At 67.0% G+C, this 14,595-nt stretch carries 16 protein-coding genes and 1 pseudogene; 9 read left to right on the top strand and 8 right to left on the bottom strand.

Features of this window, described 5'->3' with window-relative positions:
* Positions 1 to 265, top strand: a 265-nt coding sequence (locus EAH84_RS13435; RefSeq protein WP_140869999.1) for an IS3 family transposase, incomplete at its 5' end; no start/stop codon positions are given.
* On the opposite strand, the gene EAH84_RS16420 is transcribed toward EAH84_RS13435, so the two are convergent.
* The gene (locus EAH84_RS16420) at positions 227 to 658 is read right to left on the bottom strand and encodes a fibronectin type III-like domain-contianing protein (protein ID WP_338326041.1); all 432 of its coding nucleotides are present in this window, start codon (positions 656 to 658) and stop codon (positions 227 to 229) included. The two genes, EAH84_RS13435 and EAH84_RS16420, sit on opposite strands and share 39 nt — an antisense overlap.
* A gap of 28 nt (positions 659 to 686) precedes the next feature.
* On the opposite strand from EAH84_RS16420, the gene EAH84_RS13425 reads away from it, so the two are divergent.
* Positions 687 to 2,258 carry a hypothetical protein gene (locus EAH84_RS13425; RefSeq protein ID WP_241656606.1) on the top strand — a complete coding sequence of 524 codons (1,572 nt, stop codon included), beginning with the start codon at positions 687 to 689 and terminating at the stop codon, positions 2,256 to 2,258.
* A gap of 80 nt (positions 2,259 to 2,338) precedes the next feature.
* Here EAH84_RS13425 and EAH84_RS16640 read toward each other — a convergent pair.
* A pseudogene (locus EAH84_RS16640) lies at positions 2,339 to 2,464 on the bottom strand (transposase zinc-binding domain-containing protein); the annotation flags it as partial.
* 142 nt (positions 2,465 to 2,606) lie between these two features.
* Between EAH84_RS16640 and EAH84_RS13420 the strand changes: the two are divergent.
* Positions 2,607 to 3,314: a 2OG-Fe(II) oxygenase gene (locus EAH84_RS13420; RefSeq protein WP_161978398.1), complete on the top strand. Its 708-nt coding sequence runs from the start codon at positions 2,607 to 2,609 to the stop codon at positions 3,312 to 3,314.
* Positions 3,315 to 3,411: 97 nt separating this feature from the next.
* On the opposite strand, the gene EAH84_RS13415 is transcribed toward EAH84_RS13420, so the two are convergent.
* A complete protein-coding gene (locus EAH84_RS13415) occupies positions 3,412 to 3,609 on the bottom strand; it encodes a hypothetical protein (protein ID WP_140872522.1) in 198 nt (65 codons plus the stop codon).
* Positions 3,610 to 3,880: 271 nt separating this feature from the next.
* On the opposite strand from EAH84_RS13415, the gene EAH84_RS13410 reads away from it, so the two are divergent.
* Entirely contained in the window at positions 3,881 to 4,819 is a 939-nt protein-coding gene (locus EAH84_RS13410; protein WP_140872521.1) for a hypothetical protein, read from the top strand.
* Positions 4,820 to 4,848: 29 nt separating this feature from the next.
* On the opposite strand, the gene EAH84_RS13405 is transcribed toward EAH84_RS13410, so the two are convergent.
* Both EAH84_RS13405 and EAH84_RS13400 read right to left on the bottom strand, forming a co-directional pair.
* Positions 4,849 to 6,984, bottom strand: a complete 2,136-nt coding sequence (locus EAH84_RS13405; RefSeq protein WP_140872520.1) for a peptidase domain-containing ABC transporter — start codon at positions 6,982 to 6,984, stop codon at positions 4,849 to 4,851.
* Positions 6,981 to 8,207 carry an HlyD family secretion protein gene (locus tag EAH84_RS13400; RefSeq protein WP_140872519.1) on the bottom strand — a complete coding sequence of 409 codons (1,227 nt, stop codon included), beginning with the start codon at positions 8,205 to 8,207 and terminating at the stop codon, positions 6,981 to 6,983. The genes EAH84_RS13405 and EAH84_RS13400 overlap by 4 nt, the downstream gene beginning before the upstream one ends.
* A gap of 159 nt (positions 8,208 to 8,366) precedes the next feature.
* On the opposite strand from EAH84_RS13400, the gene EAH84_RS13395 reads away from it, so the two are divergent.
* The 4 genes from EAH84_RS13395 (at position 8,367) to EAH84_RS13380 (ending at position 12,129) form a co-directional block, all read left to right on the top strand.
* Positions 8,367 to 9,764, top strand: a complete 1,398-nt coding sequence (locus EAH84_RS13395; RefSeq protein ID WP_140872518.1) for a TolC family protein — start codon at positions 8,367 to 8,369, stop codon at positions 9,762 to 9,764.
* A gap of 180 nt (positions 9,765 to 9,944) precedes the next feature.
* Positions 9,945 to 11,495 (top strand): L,D-transpeptidase family protein, encoded by a 1,551-nt coding sequence (locus EAH84_RS13390; RefSeq protein WP_140872517.1) that lies wholly within the window; start codon positions 9,945 to 9,947, stop codon positions 11,493 to 11,495.
* Positions 11,496 to 11,645: 150 nt separating this feature from the next.
* Positions 11,646 to 11,957: an autotransporter domain-containing protein gene (locus EAH84_RS13385; RefSeq protein ID WP_206663970.1), complete on the top strand. Its 312-nt coding sequence runs from the start codon at positions 11,646 to 11,648 to the stop codon at positions 11,955 to 11,957.
* Positions 11,917 to 12,129: a hypothetical protein gene (locus EAH84_RS13380; RefSeq protein WP_140872515.1), complete on the top strand. Its 213-nt coding sequence runs from the start codon at positions 11,917 to 11,919 to the stop codon at positions 12,127 to 12,129. The genes EAH84_RS13385 and EAH84_RS13380 overlap by 41 nt, the downstream gene beginning before the upstream one ends.
* 51 nt (positions 12,130 to 12,180) lie before the next feature.
* Here the strand turns inward: EAH84_RS13380 and EAH84_RS13375 are convergent, their stop codons facing one another.
* The 3 genes from EAH84_RS13375 to EAH84_RS13365 form a co-directional block, all read right to left on the bottom strand.
* A complete protein-coding gene (locus EAH84_RS13375; RefSeq protein ID WP_140872514.1) occupies positions 12,181 to 12,432 on the bottom strand; it encodes a hypothetical protein in 252 nt (83 codons plus the stop codon).
* Positions 12,433 to 12,525: 93 nt separating this feature from the next.
* On the bottom strand, positions 12,526 to 13,479 hold the full coding sequence (gene dapF / locus EAH84_RS13370) for a diaminopimelate epimerase (protein ID WP_140872513.1): 954 nt from the start codon (positions 13,477 to 13,479) through the stop codon (positions 12,526 to 12,528).
* 29 nt (positions 13,480 to 13,508) lie between these two features.
* The gene (locus EAH84_RS13365) at positions 13,509 to 13,943 is read right to left on the bottom strand and encodes a DUF6456 domain-containing protein (RefSeq protein ID WP_140872512.1); all 435 of its coding nucleotides are present in this window, start codon (positions 13,941 to 13,943) and stop codon (positions 13,509 to 13,511) included.
* An 84-nt stretch (positions 13,944 to 14,027) separates the two neighbouring features.
* On the opposite strand from EAH84_RS13365, the gene EAH84_RS13360 reads away from it, so the two are divergent.
* On the top strand, positions 14,028 to 14,594 hold the full coding sequence (locus EAH84_RS13360; RefSeq protein WP_140872511.1) for a helix-turn-helix domain-containing protein: 567 nt from the start codon (positions 14,028 to 14,030) through the stop codon (positions 14,592 to 14,594).
* Position 14,595 lies beyond the last annotated feature (1 nt).

Raw genomic sequence — 14,595 nt, 5'->3', positions numbered from 1 at the left:
GGCCGGCGCCTATGTCGATCACTTGGCCGCGATCGGCGCGACGCCCTCAATGAGCCGCACCGGCAATTGCTACGATAATGCCCCGATGGAGAGCTTCTTTCACACCCTCAAGGTCGAACTCGTCCATCAGTGCCGATGGGCGACACAGGCCGAAGCGCGGCACGCGCTGTTCGGATACATCGAGGGCTACTATAACCGGCACCGCATGCACTCGGCCCTCGGATATCTAACCCCCGAGCAAGCCGAGCGGAGCATGACCGGCTAACCCTGCGTGTCCGCCGAACCGGGGGAATATCACGGGCGCGAGTGTGATCTTGCGATAGGCCTTGAGTTGGCGAACCGGCCTGGTGATGCTCGCGGCGACGTCGTGGATATAGAGCTGCGCGACTTCCTCGGCGGGGTGCGCGCCGTTGTTCGTCACGGTCGCCCGGATCGCGATCGCGCCGTCCCACCCCACTGTCGCCGGATCTGCGGCGAAGCCCGAGTAAGCTATCTTGCCATAGGTCAGTCCGTGGCCGAACGCGAAGCGCGCAGCATTGGGATAGTCGCGATAATGCGCTTTGTATTCGGTCAGCGGCCCCGGCGGATTGGGGCGCCCGGTCGACTTGTGCGTCGCGGCGGACGGCACGACCTTCGATTGGGCGAACGTCCGGACCACGCAGTCGTTGCGCGACGGCGATCTGCCGATGCCCGGCGTGACCTGGCGCGGGCCGGACTGGCATCTGGAGACGACGCTGGTCGCGGACGAGACTGCGCCGCGTCTGCTCGCGCGATGGCGATTGGTGAACGACGCGGCGGTCACGAAGCGGTTGCGCCTCGTGCTGGCGATGCGGCCGTTCCAGGTCAATCCGCCCGCGCAGTTCCTGAGCCAGCAGGGCGGCATCGCACAGATTTCGGCGATCGCGTGGCGGGAGCGGCAGCTTGCGGTCACCAGCCCGCCCGCGATCGAGGGTGACGCGCCGGTCGCCCGCGTGCTCGCCCCGCTCGTAGCACCCACTATGGTGGCGACCGCAGGGTTCGACCAAGGCGCGCTGATGCACCCCGCGGCGCGGTACGGCGGCAAGCTGTTCGCGAACGGCAAGGTACCGTGCTGCGTCGATGATCGCGGTCCCGATCCGGTGCCCGAAAACGATGCGCAGGGGGAGTTCATCCACCTGCTGGTCCAGCTTTATCGCTTCACGGGGAATCGCGATCTGCTGGACCGCGAATGGCCGCGGATCGAGGCCGCGCTGGGCTATATGGAGGCGCAGCGCCAATCGGAACGCACGCCCGACAATCGGGTGGGGGATCGCGCGGTCGGCTATGGCCTGATGCCGCCGTCGATCAGCCACGAAGGCTATTCCTCCGCGCCTCAGTATAGCTTGTGGGATGATTTCTGGGCGCTGACCGGATACAAGGACGCCGCCTTCGCCGCGACCATGCTCGGCAGGCCTGAGGCGGGCACCATCGCGCGACATCGCGATGAATTCGCCGGCGATATCCGCGCCGCGATCCACGCCTCGACGACGGGATTCGGAATTGATTTCATTCCTGGCGCGACCAGCCTGGGTGATTTCGACGCGACTTCGACGACGATCGCGCTCGATCCCGCGGGCGAACTCACCGGGCTCGACCGGGCGTTGCTCACCAGCACCTTCGAGCGGCAGTGGCAGCGCGTGTCCGCACGGCGCTCGCCACATGCGGACTGGACCGACTATACGCCGTATGAATTGCGCAACGTGTCGGCGTTCGTCCGGCTGGGCTGGCGGACGCGCGCGAACGCGCTGCTCGACTTCTACATGCGCGACCGCCGCCCCGCCGCCTGGAACGGCTGGGCGGAGGTGGTCGGCCGAAGCCCGCGCGCCATTCGCTTTATCGGCGACATGCCGCATGCCTGGGTCGCGTCCGACTTCGTCAGGGCGGCGCTCGACCTGTTCGCCTATGAACCCGGCAGCGACGGCGCGATCGTGCTGGGCGCGGGGCTCGATCGCGACTGGCTGGCGGATGGTGGCGTGGCGATCGCAGGGCTGCGGACCACCAGCGGTACGCTCGATTTTGCGATGCGCACCGAGGGTGATGGAATCGTCGCGACGATCGGCGGCAACGCGCGTCCGCACGCAGGGTTCGCGCTGTCGTGGCCGCTCGAGGGCGAACCGGGCACGGCCACGATCGACGGCCGTCGGGCGAGCTTCATCAACGGTGCGCTCGCCATCGCTGCGAGCGGTAGAACCGTTCACATCGTCATGAAACCCGCGCGTGCCACGCCGCGGCCCCTGTAGCGGAACGTCACGCCGGTCTGGTCGAACCGCAGGAGGCGGCTGTTCGAGATCGCGACCGCGCCAGATAGGCGAGCACGGCTTGAAATGTTGGCGACCTTTGCGTGCAGCGTGATCACGACGTGGAAGTAGCCGATCGGGAGCAGTTGGCTTCGCGTTCAGCGAGCCGAGCGCGCGCGGCCCCCCTGGCACCGCCGACAATGCCGGTTATGGGCCACCAGCAGTGCCAGCAGTCGGTTCAGGCCGCGAGGTGGCCGTCAATGCCTCGTTGACGATCGAGCCCGATCTGTTTGCCGCGCTCAGGTGCGACTCTTAACGTGAAAATCATGAAATGCTGGCAGGCTCAACATGATGACGCTTCAGCTCGATCCCGGTTTTGATCCGACGGCATATGCCATGGCCTATGCGGCGCACGGCCGGGTGCGTATCTCGGGCCTGCTCGACGAGGATTCGGCGGAGGCACTCTATTACGGGCTCAAGGAACGGCAGGATTGGTGGCACCTCACCAATACCGTCGACGGCGTCCTCAAAATGCCAGTCAGCGAGCGCGCGACGATGAAGCGGAAGAGGCGTCGCCGCCTCGACCAGGAGGCGTTCGAGCGAGCCCGTCGGGATTTCCAGTATCGCTACGAAAGCCTGCACGTGCCGACGGATATATCCGACCGCGAGCGTGACGCCGACGTGCTCCACCGATTCGCCGCGCTGATGGCGAGCGACGCCATGGCCGCGGTGCTGCGGACGATCACCGGGGTAGCGGCACCGGTGTTCAGCGACGGCCATGCCACCGCTTATGGGCCAGGCGATTTCCTGACGGTGCATGACGACGACGTGCCCGGGAAGAATCGGGTTGCGGCGTACGTCTATGGGCTTACGCCGCTGTGGCGGCCCGAATGGGGCGGGATATTGTTCTTTCACGGCGACGACGACGCGAGCGTCAGCGGGCTCGTGCCGCGGTTCAACACGCTCGACCTGTTTGCCGTACCGCAACGACACAGCGTATCGCTCGTCACCCCGTCGGCGGTGGACCGTCGTTACGCGATCACCGGGTGGCTCAGCTGAGCGCCGTGCCGCGCGCCGCGTGGGTATCTAACGAAAAAGGGGTGGGTGCCGTCTGGCCCCACCCCTGGTTCAGCTTGCGCCGAGCGCGTTCAGCGGATCAGTAGCAGCCCTTGCTGCCCTTGTTCCGGCTGCCCTTGTGCTTGCTGCCCTTGTTCTTGCTACCCTTGTTCTTGCTACCCTTGTTCTTGCTGCCCTTGTTCTTACTGCCCTTGCCGGGGCCCTGGGGCGAGCTGCCGCAACCGCAGCCGCCGGCACCATAGACACTGTTGAGTTCGCTGAGACGAAGATCGCGCATGAAATTTCTCCTGTCGGGTCGCTGCACCACCGTCAGTGCATGTCCAGAAGAATACGCAGACCTAGCAGGTTAGTCTTTGATTAACTTACGCAATCCATGTCCCATGATGAAACGGTTGTTAACCATGGTCGACAAGCATCATGCGGTGAGCGATATACGATTGTCGCTCGATTCCAGCGGCTTGTTCGACATCGCGGTCGCGCGCGATCGCGTTTAGCGGTATCGCAACCCCTCGACGTTACGATCGACTCACCAAGCGGAGCATCGTTTCTTGACCTCATCACCATTGGCAGCCCCCTCGGCTGCATCCGACCTGATCTGGCTGCTCGGCCAGCCGCACCTCAACGACTATCTGCGGTTCGTCGAGACCAAGGTGATCGGCGGCGATACGATCGCGGTGGGCGCGCTCGTCGAGGAATGGCGGCGCGCCAACGATTGCTATTATGATCTCGAATCGCAAGAGGCGGGACTGGCCGACACGATCGGCGTCGTCGCGATCGAGCCATCGCTCGCATCGCGGGCCGCGGCGGTGATGGCGACCTCGGCGTTCCGCGAAACCTTCAACGGCCTGCCGGCGTCGATCGCCAAGGTGGAACTCGACAAGCTCGTCGTTGCGCAAATCCATGTCGAACACGGCCACCGGTTCGAGGACGTCGCGGCGCGGGGGCTGCGCGACGATGCCGTGGCGCTGTTCGATCTGTGCCTCCCGATCGACGCCGCGCTGCCCGAGGTGACGATCGCGCGGCTGGGCGAACACCATTACCGCTTCAGTTCGCCGTCGACCGATCTGCGCGCGCACAAGCTGCGGCTGCTGCCGCCGCTGCCGATCGGCGACACGGGGGATTTCGGGCCGTGGGCGGCGATGCTGGGATTGGGGATCGGCTATAGCGCGAATTTGTTGAGCGGGGTCCGGAGCGGATCGCGCATCCTGCTGCAGAACGGCTACCACCGTGCCTATGCGCTCCGCGCGATGGGCGTGACCCACGCCTATTGCGTGATCGAGGAGGTCACCCGCAAGGACGAACTGGCGATGATCGCGTCGTCGCGGGTGACCGACGATCCCGAATTCTATTTCGCCGCCAAACGCCCGCCGTTGTTGCGTGACTTTTTCGATCCGATCTTCGCCAAGCGGCTGGCGGTCTTGCCGATCGTCAACGAGATCGAGGTGACCGTGAACGTAACCGAGACGATGGCGACGCGGCGACGCTGACACCCCGGCAGCGCCCGTCCAACCCGTGCTCAAGCGGAGGCGGAGGCGGTGATCTGCTTCATCTGGGGGCCGGAGACGACACGCAGCCGCCCCTCCTCGATCGTCACGACATAGTCTGCGCGTTCGACCAGCGCGGGGCGATGCGCGATGACGAAGCGGGTGATCGGCATCGCTGCGATCATGTCCGCGATCGCGATCTCGGTCGGCGGATCGAGGTTGGCGGTACCTTCGTCGAGGATCAGCACGTCGGGGTCGCGATACAGCGCGCGCGCGAGCAGGATGCGCTGGCGCTGACCCGACGACAGCGCCGACCCCATGTCGGCGATCAGCGTGTCATAGCCCATCGGCATCTTCATGATGTCGTCATGGACATAGGCACAGCGCGCCGCGGTCTCGATCTGGCGCATGTCGACGCGGCTGGCGAAGAACGCGATATTGTCGGCGAGCGTCCCGGTCAGCAGGCAATCGTCCTGCAGCACTGCGCCGGTGCGCGCGCGCCACGACGACATCGTCGCGCTGCCGAGCACCACGCCATCGATCACGATTTGCCCCGCATCGGGCTGCAACAACCCTAGCATGATTCGCATCAACGTCGTCTTGCCCGCGCCGCTCGACCCGGTCAGCGCGACGAACGAGCCCGCCGGCACGGTGAACGCGATCTGTTCCAGTACCGGCGGTCGGGTCGGGTCATAGCCGAGGCGGACGTTATCGAAGCGGATTTCGGGTCCGGCGAGTAGCGCCTTGCGATGGTGCGGCGCCAGTTGCTCCTTCTCGACCCCGACGATGTCCGAGAGGCGTTCGAGGTGGAGCCCGAGCAACCGCCAGCGCTGGACCTGATCGACCAGTGAGGTGGCGCTGGTCACGAAGCTGCCGCGATAGGCAAGGAAGGCGAGCAGCACGCCTATCGTCATGCTGCCCGACAGCACCTGCGACGCGCCGAAATAGACGCACAGCAGGAAGGCCAGGCCGAACAACGCGTTCTCGGCGAAACTGACCCGAATCTCGAGCACCCGCGAGCGGAACGAGGCGGTCATGACGTCGGCATAGAGGTTGCGCCAGCCGCTTTCGCGCTGCGCCTCATGGCCATGAAGCTTTACCGCGCGCACCGCGCGGATGGTTTCCATCAAATAGGTTTCCTCGCCCGCGCGCGCGAGGATTTCCTCCTCGTTGCGACGACGCAACGCGGGATAGGCGATCAGATCGCACACGATGTACGCGAGCGTGCACACCAGGACGATCAGCGCCAGCCACGGGCTGATCAGCATCATGACGATCAACGTGGTGCACACCAATGTGCCGTCGATCACGATATTGACGAGCCCGCGGGTCAGCAGCGATTGGATGGGATTGATCGACCCGATCCGCGACAGCAGATCGCCAACGTGACGCCGTTCGAAATAGGCGAGCGGCAGCCGGATGAGGTGGCGGACGACATTGCCCCCAAGGTCGAACGACAGCGACTGGCCGAGCGTCAGCAGCACCCAATCGCGCACCGATTTGGTCACCGCGTTCAACAGATAGATCGCGCTGAAGCCCAACAGCAGCAACAGCAACAGATTGGCGTCCGCCTGCGCGATCGCATCGTCGATCACGATCTGGATATAAAAGGGGATGAGCAGCGCGGTGATCTGCAACGCGATCGACAGCATCAGCACCTGGAGCATCGCGCCGCGGAAATTGGCGATGTTGCTCCACAGGTCCGACAATCGGGTCCGTGGTTGCGCGATCACCGGCTCGAACGCCGCGGTCGGCATCAATTCCAGCGCGACCCCGCTGAAATGCCGGGTCACGGTGTCGAGCGGCATCACGCTGCGGCCCTTGGCGGGATCGAGGATCACGACCTTGGCACCGCCGCGGACGATCGATTCGAGCACGACGTAGTGGCTGAGATCCCAGTGCAGGATCGCGGGCAGCTTGAGCTGTCCCAGTTCATCGAGGTCGAGCCGCACCGCACGCGGCGCCAGCCCCATGTCCGCCGCGGTCGCCATCAAGGCTTCGAGCGTCATCCCGCCGAGCGAGGTGGGGTAACGTTGGCGCATCCCGGCAAGGTTGACCTTATGCCCGTGATGACGCGCGATCATCGTCAGGCTGGCCAGCCCGCATTCGGCCGCTTCCGCCTGGAGCACGGGCTTCAGCCGCGCATAGGGGCTCCAGCGTTCGGTCACAACGCGACCGAGCCCGAGATCGGGCCGACGATCAGCGCCCAGAGCGGGCGTCGCTGCTGAAACAGGTCGGCGGTCAGCGTCATGCCGGGACGCAATGCGGCGTCATCGACCTTCATCCCGCGCAACGTGTCGACCCGCACGCGGACGCGAAACACGGGCTCGACCGGCTTGGTGGTGTCGACCGTGGGCGCATCGACCGCGACCCGCGAAATCTCGGTCACTGCGCCCTCGGCCCAGCCATATTTGCGATAGGGAAACGCGTCGAACCGGAGCCTGACCCGCTGACCGCGGCGGACGAACCCGATCGCGCTGGAGGGCGCGAACAGCCGCACCTCGAGCTTGCTGTCGGACGGTACGATCGTGACCAGCGATTGGGCGCTGGTGGCGCGCTGGCCGAGTTCGACCGCGATGTCGCCGATCCTGCCCGAGATCGGTGCGGACACGACGAGATGATCCTGGCGCTGCAGATCGGCGCGCTGGGCGGTCAGCGCGGCGCGCTGCGCTTGGAGTAGCGAGCGGGCCTTCGACGCGTCGAGCGCGACTTGCGATGACTGGATCGACAGCGCCGCGACGCTGTTGCGGGCGACCGAAAGCCGCTCCTCGAGCGCTTCGACATCGGCGCGGCGGGTGAGCGCGTCGCGCTGCGCGTCGTCGACCTGGGCCTGGCTGCCCGCACCTTGTTTGGACAATCGCTCGCGCCGCGCCACGGTGGATCCGGCGAGCGCGATCTGGCTGCGACCGATCGCGATCTGCCGCTCGAGCGATTGGATCGTGTCCTCCAGCCCGGCGCGTTGACGCGCGAGCCCTGCGGTGCCGACCGAGCCGGTCGACTGCGCGATGCCCAGCTGGCTATCGATTTCGGCCAACTGGCGGTCGATTTCGGCGATCTGCCTGGAGAGTCCGCCCTTGCCCTGCGCCATCGACAGCGCGACCAGCGGCTGGCCTGCGACGACGCGATCGCCGACTGCGACCACGATCTGGCGAACTTCCCCCGCCGACGCTGGAAAGACCCGGGTGATGCCCTTGTCGACCGCTACCACCCCGCGCGCGGTCGCGCTGCTCGCGTAGCTGCCGAACGCAAGGAACGCGATCATCACGAGCACGACCCCGCCGATCATCGCGGTGTAAAGTTGCGACTGCGGTGGCGTGGCGGCGATCACGGTCCCGGTAAGCCGTTGCCGCTTCGCCTCGATCGCTTCCAACCGAAACAAGGTCTCTGTCATGCATGGTCCTCAGCGTTACCCCCCGCAGGTAGCGCGAGATGCTGAAGGACGCGTTAAGCGGCGCGCGCGGCCCAGGTGGCCAGGCGCGGGCGGGTTCCCCGCCGCAGCCATCGCGGGTCGGCTCAGCAAATCTTAAACCGGTCGGGTTACCACGCGGGGATGACGACTCGCCGCTCTTCCCGTCGCGCGATCGGCGCGACCATCCTGATGCTGGGCGGGTGCGCGCCGCATCCGTGGTTGACCGTACCGCCCGCGATCCTGTCCGAGGACTGGAGCCCGCTGCCGACGACGCCCGATCGCGCCAGCGTGACCAGCGATGCCGCGTCCGGGACGATCGATCTCGGATCGCCGCGGCTGCGCGCGCTGATCGCGGAGGCACTGCGGGAGAGCCCGACGCTGATTGGCGCGCAAGCCCGGATCGATCAGGCGCGGGCGTTGCTGAAAAGCGCGCGCGGGGCGACGCTGCCGGTGGTGACGGCGTCGGGATCGCCGTTGCTCAGCCAGTCGCGGCGCGGCGGACCGCTTGATTTCAGAAACAGTTTTGCGAGCCTTGACGCCGGATTGACGGTCGATGTGGGGGGGCGGCTGAAGGCTGGAAAGCGTGCGGCGGCCGACCGGCTGCGCGCGAGCGCCTACGACCGCGATGCGTTGACGATCGCGGTAGCCGCGGAGATCGCGCGCGCGTTCGTGACGCAGGCCGCGATCGATGCCCGGCTGTCGCTGCTCGCGCGCAACATCGTGCAGGCGGACGAACTGCTGCGGATCATCACGGTGCGCCAACACGAAGGCAGCGCCACGCTGATCGACGTCGGCCTGCAGGACAATCGCGTCCAAAATCTGCGAACCGAGCAGGAACGGCTGCGGCAGTCGCTCGACCAAAGCCGCACCGCGCTGGCGTTGCTGGTCGGCAGCGAGGCTCCGTCGTTCCGCTCGATGCCCGGCGATCTAGACGCGCTGGTCGGGCCCACCATAGCGTTGCCAAGCCCTGCCCAGCTGGTCCGCCATCGGCCCGATATCCAGGCCGCCGAGGCCCGGCTCGCGGCGGCGGGGGGCGACGTGACGCGTGCGCGCGCGGCGTTCATTCCCCCGATCGAACTGGCGCTCGGGCGCGCCGCGCAGGCCTCGCTCGGCACGCCGTTGCTCTCGTCGATCGTGCTCAGCGCCAACATGCTCGCGCCGATCTTCAATCGCGGCCAGTTGAAGGCCGATCTCGACCTCGCGTCGGCGCGTCAGCGAGAGGCGGTGCAATTGTACCGTCAGGCGATCCTCCAGTCGTTCGTCGAGGTCGAGAACGCGCGATCCGCGGTCGATCATGCCCAAGCGCGCGCAGTGTTGCTCGATCGGATGGTCGCTACTGCGGAGCGCACCGTGCGGCTCGATCGCCAACGGTATCTGGAGGGCGATGCCGACCTGCGGGATCTGCTCATCACCCAGGACGAAATCATCGCGGCGCAGGACGCCCGATTGATCAATCTACAAGAGCGGATCGAAGCCCAGATCGACCTCTACCGAGCAAGCGGCTCCTATCAGCGCGATCGATCGGATGCTTTGCGCTGAGCGCGAACCGGGCGATGAGCATCCGCGACATCGGGCGCGAACGCGTGCGCAGCCTTCTCGATGCGGGTGAAGCGCGAAGTGGGTTGACGAGGCCGCAGATTCAGCAGCATTGATAGCAGGTTAGTGCGCGCCTACCTGTAGCCTCCCGCACGTCCCGTTCCCGTCGCAAGGCTGCTTTTCATGAAAATCCGATATTCGAGCGCCTTTGTGGTGCTGATCGCGCTGGCGGGGTGCGCGAAGCAGGCGCCGTCGAACGAGGCGCAGCCCGATCCACAGACCACCGCCGCGGACGAGACAACGCTCGATGCGACGCCGCCGTCGATCGCCGCGGATGCGCTCAAGGCGGCGGCGTCGGATTCGGCGGTCAAGGATTTCTACGCCAAGGTCGGGTGGCACGGTCTGTGGTCCGATGCCGCCACCGCCGCGCTCGACCAGACGATCGGTTCGCGCGTGCTCAACGGGCTCGACCGGATCGATTTCGGCAAGGTCGATGCCTCGATGAGCCCCGCGCAGCGCGATGTGGCGCGGACCAAGGCGGCGCTGGGCTACGCCTCGGCGCTGGCGGGCGGCGCGGTCGATCCGACCACGCTCCATGAGGTATATACGATCCGCGCCGCCAAGACCGACGTGGCGGCTGGTCTTCAGCAGGCGCTGCAACAGAACCAAGTAGCACAGTATTTCGCGGGTCTCGCGCCACAGGATGACGATTATCGGCGGCTGGCGAAGGCGTATGTCGGCTACAGCCGCGCCGCCGCGCAGGCCAAGACGCCGACGATCGCCGACCAGGATACCATCCACGTCGGCGACCATGATTCACGGGTCGACGAGATCGCGACCCAGCTTGCCGCCAACGGCTATCTCGCCCGCGATGCGGTTCCCGCCGCCGGCGATGGCCAAGCGCCGCCATATACGCCCGTGCTGGCGGCAACGGTGAAGCGGTTGCAGGCGGATTATGGCATCAAGACCGATGGCGTGATCGGCGGCGACACGCTGGCGGTGATCAACATCGGCCCGGCGGACAAGGCGCGCGCGCTCGCGGTCGCGCTCGAGCGGCGGCGGTGGTTGTCGCGGACCCCGCCGGCGACGCGGATCGACGTCAACGCCGCGGCGGCGACGCTCGATTATTATCGCGACGGCAAGCTCGTCGATCAGCGTAGGGTCATCGTCGGTCAGCCGGGGCGCGAGACCCCGCCGCTCCAGGCGCCGCTGTACCGGCTGGTTGCGAACCCGACCTGGACGATCCCGAAGTCCATCCCGGTCTCCTCGTCCACGGTGCGCGCGAAGAACATGCATCGGGTCAATGGTTTCTGGGTCCAGCCATCGGGGCCGGATAACGCGCTCGGGCTCGTCAAGTTCGACATGCAGGACGACCAGGCGATCTACCTCCACGATACCAGCAATCGATCGCTGTTCGATCAAACCCAGCGCGACCTCAGCCACGGCTGCATCCGCGTCCAAGACGCGCTGGGGTTCGCCAAGATGATCGCGCAGCAGGAAGGGGTGGAGAGCGAATGGCAGCAGGCGCGCCAGGCGGGCGACCAGAGCTTCGTCCCGCTGCCGCAGCCGATCGCGGTGCGGTTGCTCTATCGTAACGCCTTCGTCGACGCGAAGGGCCAAGTGGCCTTCCGCACCGATCCTTATGGTTGGAACGGTGCGGTCGCCAAGCAATTGGGCTTCGGCAGCGGTTCTTCGCGCAAGGCCAACGCCAAAGACATCGATCTGGGGCCATGACCGCCCGCGCGATCAATAGGCCAGGAGGCTTCGGACACGCTGCGTAATCTGTCCTCCAAATACACCGATGCAATCCGCGTGCCGCTGTCGAACGCCAGCGGCGATTGACGCGCCGGGCGGGATCGCGACAAGGTGGCGGCTGGACGGGGGGTGACGGCATGGAGTTGCAGGATTTCGCCCGCGCCGCGAATCGGCGGGATCGACCGGCAGGGCGGGGCGATCGAGACATCGGCCTATGGGCGGATCGACTATCTCGCCGCGCGGCTCGATCGCTATACCGAAGTGGGGGGCGATATCTATGGGCTCACCTTCGGGCTGCGCGACCTGCAATCGGTGGCTAGCGTGCTCGGGGCGCGGTTTGCCTTCCCGATGGCGGGGTGGACCCCGCGGGTGCGCGGCGAATGGCGGCACGAGTTCGGCGATGCAGACGCCCAGTTGGTCGACCTATGCCGATATCGCTGATCTCCGCTATACCACGCGGGGTGATTACTGGCTGCGCGACACGTTCACAGCCGACCTGGGCGCCGATATCGAGTTGGGGCGTGGTTGGAAATTCGGGGCCGATATTGGTGGCGGCGTGGGATCGGGCGCCAGATTCGGGACGGGCAAGCTGTCGATCCGCAAGGAGTTCTGAACGGCTGGCCGGAAGCGCGCCGAACCGGCGGTAGGCCGGCGTCCTAGAAGTCTAATGCCGTCGCGGCAGCAGTCCCAATATCCGGGCCATCCACGTCGCGCGCACTGGCCCCGCGCCCGCCTCGGCAATGCGCGGCGCGACGGGCGGCTCGACCCGCGCCAGATCGAGCATCAACCCCGTCGCTACCGGATCCAGGCTGTCGTGGTTGTCCGCGTCATAGGTCGCTCGCAACGCCCGACCGACCGTAAACAGCCGGGGGTCCTGCCGCGTCGCCAATTCGTCCTCGGGGGTCTCGCCGGTCATGTTCCACCTCGCAGGGCTCAACGAGCGGGACCGGCGCTGGTTCATCCGGCGATGCGTTTCAGCGTTCCGCCGTCGCGCAAAGGTCACACAAGGTCACGCCACGCGCGCCGCCTCCGCCACTGCCGCCCATGCCGCGATCTCGTCGTTGAAATGCCGCGTCACCGTCAGCGCGCCCGCGATTTCGCGCGCCAGGTCGACCTCGATCGATCCCTGCCATTCCCAGGTCGCGTTGCCGACGATCGTCACCATCGCTTCCGCGCTCGCCGATGCCTTCACCAGTCCGCCACGGTTCAGCACCATCAGCTCGTCGCCGAAGGCCATGCGACCGGACAGGCACGCCGCATAGGTCGACGCCGCCATCGCGCTGCCGCAACTGTCGGTCAGCCCGACCCCGCGCTCGAACGTCCGCACGAACAACCGCCCGGATCCCAGCACCCGGACGAACGACACGTTGGCGCGGCGCGGCAGCCAGGGGGGTGCGGCTTCGCACCGTTCGCCCAGCGCGACCAGTTCGTGCTCGTCGATCGCGTCGACGAACGTCACCAGATGCGGGTTGGGCATCGCCACCGCGGTGAACCGCCGGTCGCTGTGCATCGCCGGAATCACCGCGTCGATCACGGGTGCGTCGGTGCCCAGGTCGGCGGGCCACGCAGCGCTGTCGAGCGACGCCGGCCCCGCGGTCTCGCGCACGCCATAAACACCCGCGGCGACATCGTCGGCGCGCTCGACCCGCGCGATCGATGTCTTCAGCGTGACTACGGCCGCCGCGACCCCGGTCGCCGCGAATCCCATCCGCGCGACGCAGCGCAGCCCGTTGAGGCACGTCTCCGCTTCGGATCCATCGCTGTTGCGCATCGACATCGCGAAGGCCGCGTCGTCGCTACCCGGCAGCAACAGCAACAGGCCATCGCCGCCGACCGGCCCGCGGCGATCGGCGAGCGCGCGCGCGACCGCGGCCCACTCATCGTCGCTCAGCACGATCCCGCGGGCATCGATCAGCGGGAAGTCGTTTCCCGACCCGTGGCATTTTACGATCTCGAACCGCATGACATATCCTCTGGCCGCGATGCCGCTTCCTACCGCAACCGGTAATGATCCGCGAGCCGGTCGAGCGCCAGCGTCAACACCAGCCGCCCCGACCGCGTCGGCCAGCCCAGCCCCTTCTCCGCGACGGGAAGGGCTTCGCCCGCGCACACCACCCGCCATGAAATATCCGACAGCCCCGGCCCGACCGCGGCGATCGCGGCATCGAATCGCCGTTTTGCCGCGATCTGCGCGAGGCCGGGATCGAGCCCGTCACCCCCGCCGCCGTCGACCCGGACGACATCCCAGCGCATCGTCGTTCCCGGCGCGATCTGCGCGGTTTCGTAATCGCCGCGCAGCCGTTCGCCCGCCTCGACCTGCCGCGGGTCGACCAGCCCGCGGGCGGCGAGCCAGCCGAGCGGCGATTCGCGCAGGTTTACCGTCACGCTGCGTCCCAGGCCGACCTGCCGTTCCACCAGTTCGCGCATCGCCTTCTCCTTACCCCGTCGCGGACGTACTTGCCAGGAGCGGATCGTTGTAGGACAGAGAAATAACCAGATAGGAGAATCCGGATGATCACCGCGATCCGCGAAGTCCGCCGCGCCAAGGGGCTGACGCTGGAGCATGTCGCGCGCGCCTGCGATCCGCCGACGACCGCGCAGACCATCGGTCGGCTCGAAACCGGCACCCGCACCGTGTCGGTCGCGTGGCTCAACCGGATCGCGGCGGCGCTCGGGGTCGCGGCGGGCGATCTCGTCACACTGCCCGATCGCACGACGCTGCCCGTCGCGGCGCTGCTCGACGGCGACGGCGCGCACGCCCCCCGCAGCCCGCTTCATGCGACGCCGCCGGTTGCGGCTCCCGGCGCGGTAGCGGTCACCGTCGTCGCGAGTGTCGGCGATTACCGCACGGACGACCGGATCTGGTGCGCGATGCTCGCCCCCGACGCGTTTGCGCGCGCGCTTAACCGTGACGTGCTGGTGCCGCGCCCCGGCGGGCGGTTCGTGTTCGGTCGCCTGATCGGGCGCGAAGCGGGCGACCGGCTCCACCTGTTGCCCCCCGGTCCCGGCGCGCGCCAATTGGTCGTCGCCGATCCGCCCTGGATCGCGGTCGCGACGATGCTGGTCCGCACGCTGTAGA

This window comes from Sphingomonas oligophenolica (genome assembly GCF_006438955.1).
Taxonomy (GTDB): Bacteria; Pseudomonadota; Alphaproteobacteria; order Sphingomonadales; family Sphingomonadaceae; genus Sphingomonas; species Sphingomonas oligophenolica_A.
Note: the sequence above shows the minus strand (reverse complement) of the source record. Positions and strands in the feature narration are given on the sequence as shown.

Coding starts and splice junctions, on each gene's coding strand:
- EAH84_RS13400 (WP_140872519.1), bottom strand. CDS start 8,207: ATGACAGAGACCTTGTTTCGGTTGGAAGCGATCGAGGCGAAGCGGCAA.
- EAH84_RS13425 (WP_241656606.1), top strand. CDS start 687: ATGCCCGGCGTGACCTGGCGCGGGCCGGACTGGCATCTGGAGACGACG.
- EAH84_RS13380 (WP_140872515.1), top strand. CDS start 11,917: ATGCAGACGCCCAGTTGGTCGACCTATGCCGATATCGCTGATCTCCGC.
- EAH84_RS13375 (WP_140872514.1), bottom strand. CDS start 12,432: ATGACCGGCGAGACCCCCGAGGACGAATTGGCGACGCGGCAGGACCCC.
- EAH84_RS13360 (WP_140872511.1), top strand. CDS start 14,028: ATGATCACCGCGATCCGCGAAGTCCGCCGCGCCAAGGGGCTGACGCTG.
- EAH84_RS13390 (WP_140872517.1), top strand. CDS start 9,945: ATGAAAATCCGATATTCGAGCGCCTTTGTGGTGCTGATCGCGCTGGCG.
- EAH84_RS13395 (WP_140872518.1), top strand. CDS start 8,367: ATGACGACTCGCCGCTCTTCCCGTCGCGCGATCGGCGCGACCATCCTG.
- EAH84_RS13365 (WP_140872512.1), bottom strand. CDS start 13,943: ATGCGCGAACTGGTGGAACGGCAGGTCGGCCTGGGACGCAGCGTGACG.
- EAH84_RS13415 (WP_140872522.1), bottom strand. CDS start 3,609: ATGCGCGATCTTCGTCTCAGCGAACTCAACAGTGTCTATGGTGCCGGC.
- dapF (WP_140872513.1), bottom strand. CDS start 13,479: ATGCGGTTCGAGATCGTAAAATGCCACGGGTCGGGAAACGACTTCCCG.
- EAH84_RS13420 (WP_161978398.1), top strand. CDS start 2,607: ATGACGCTTCAGCTCGATCCCGGTTTTGATCCGACGGCATATGCCATG.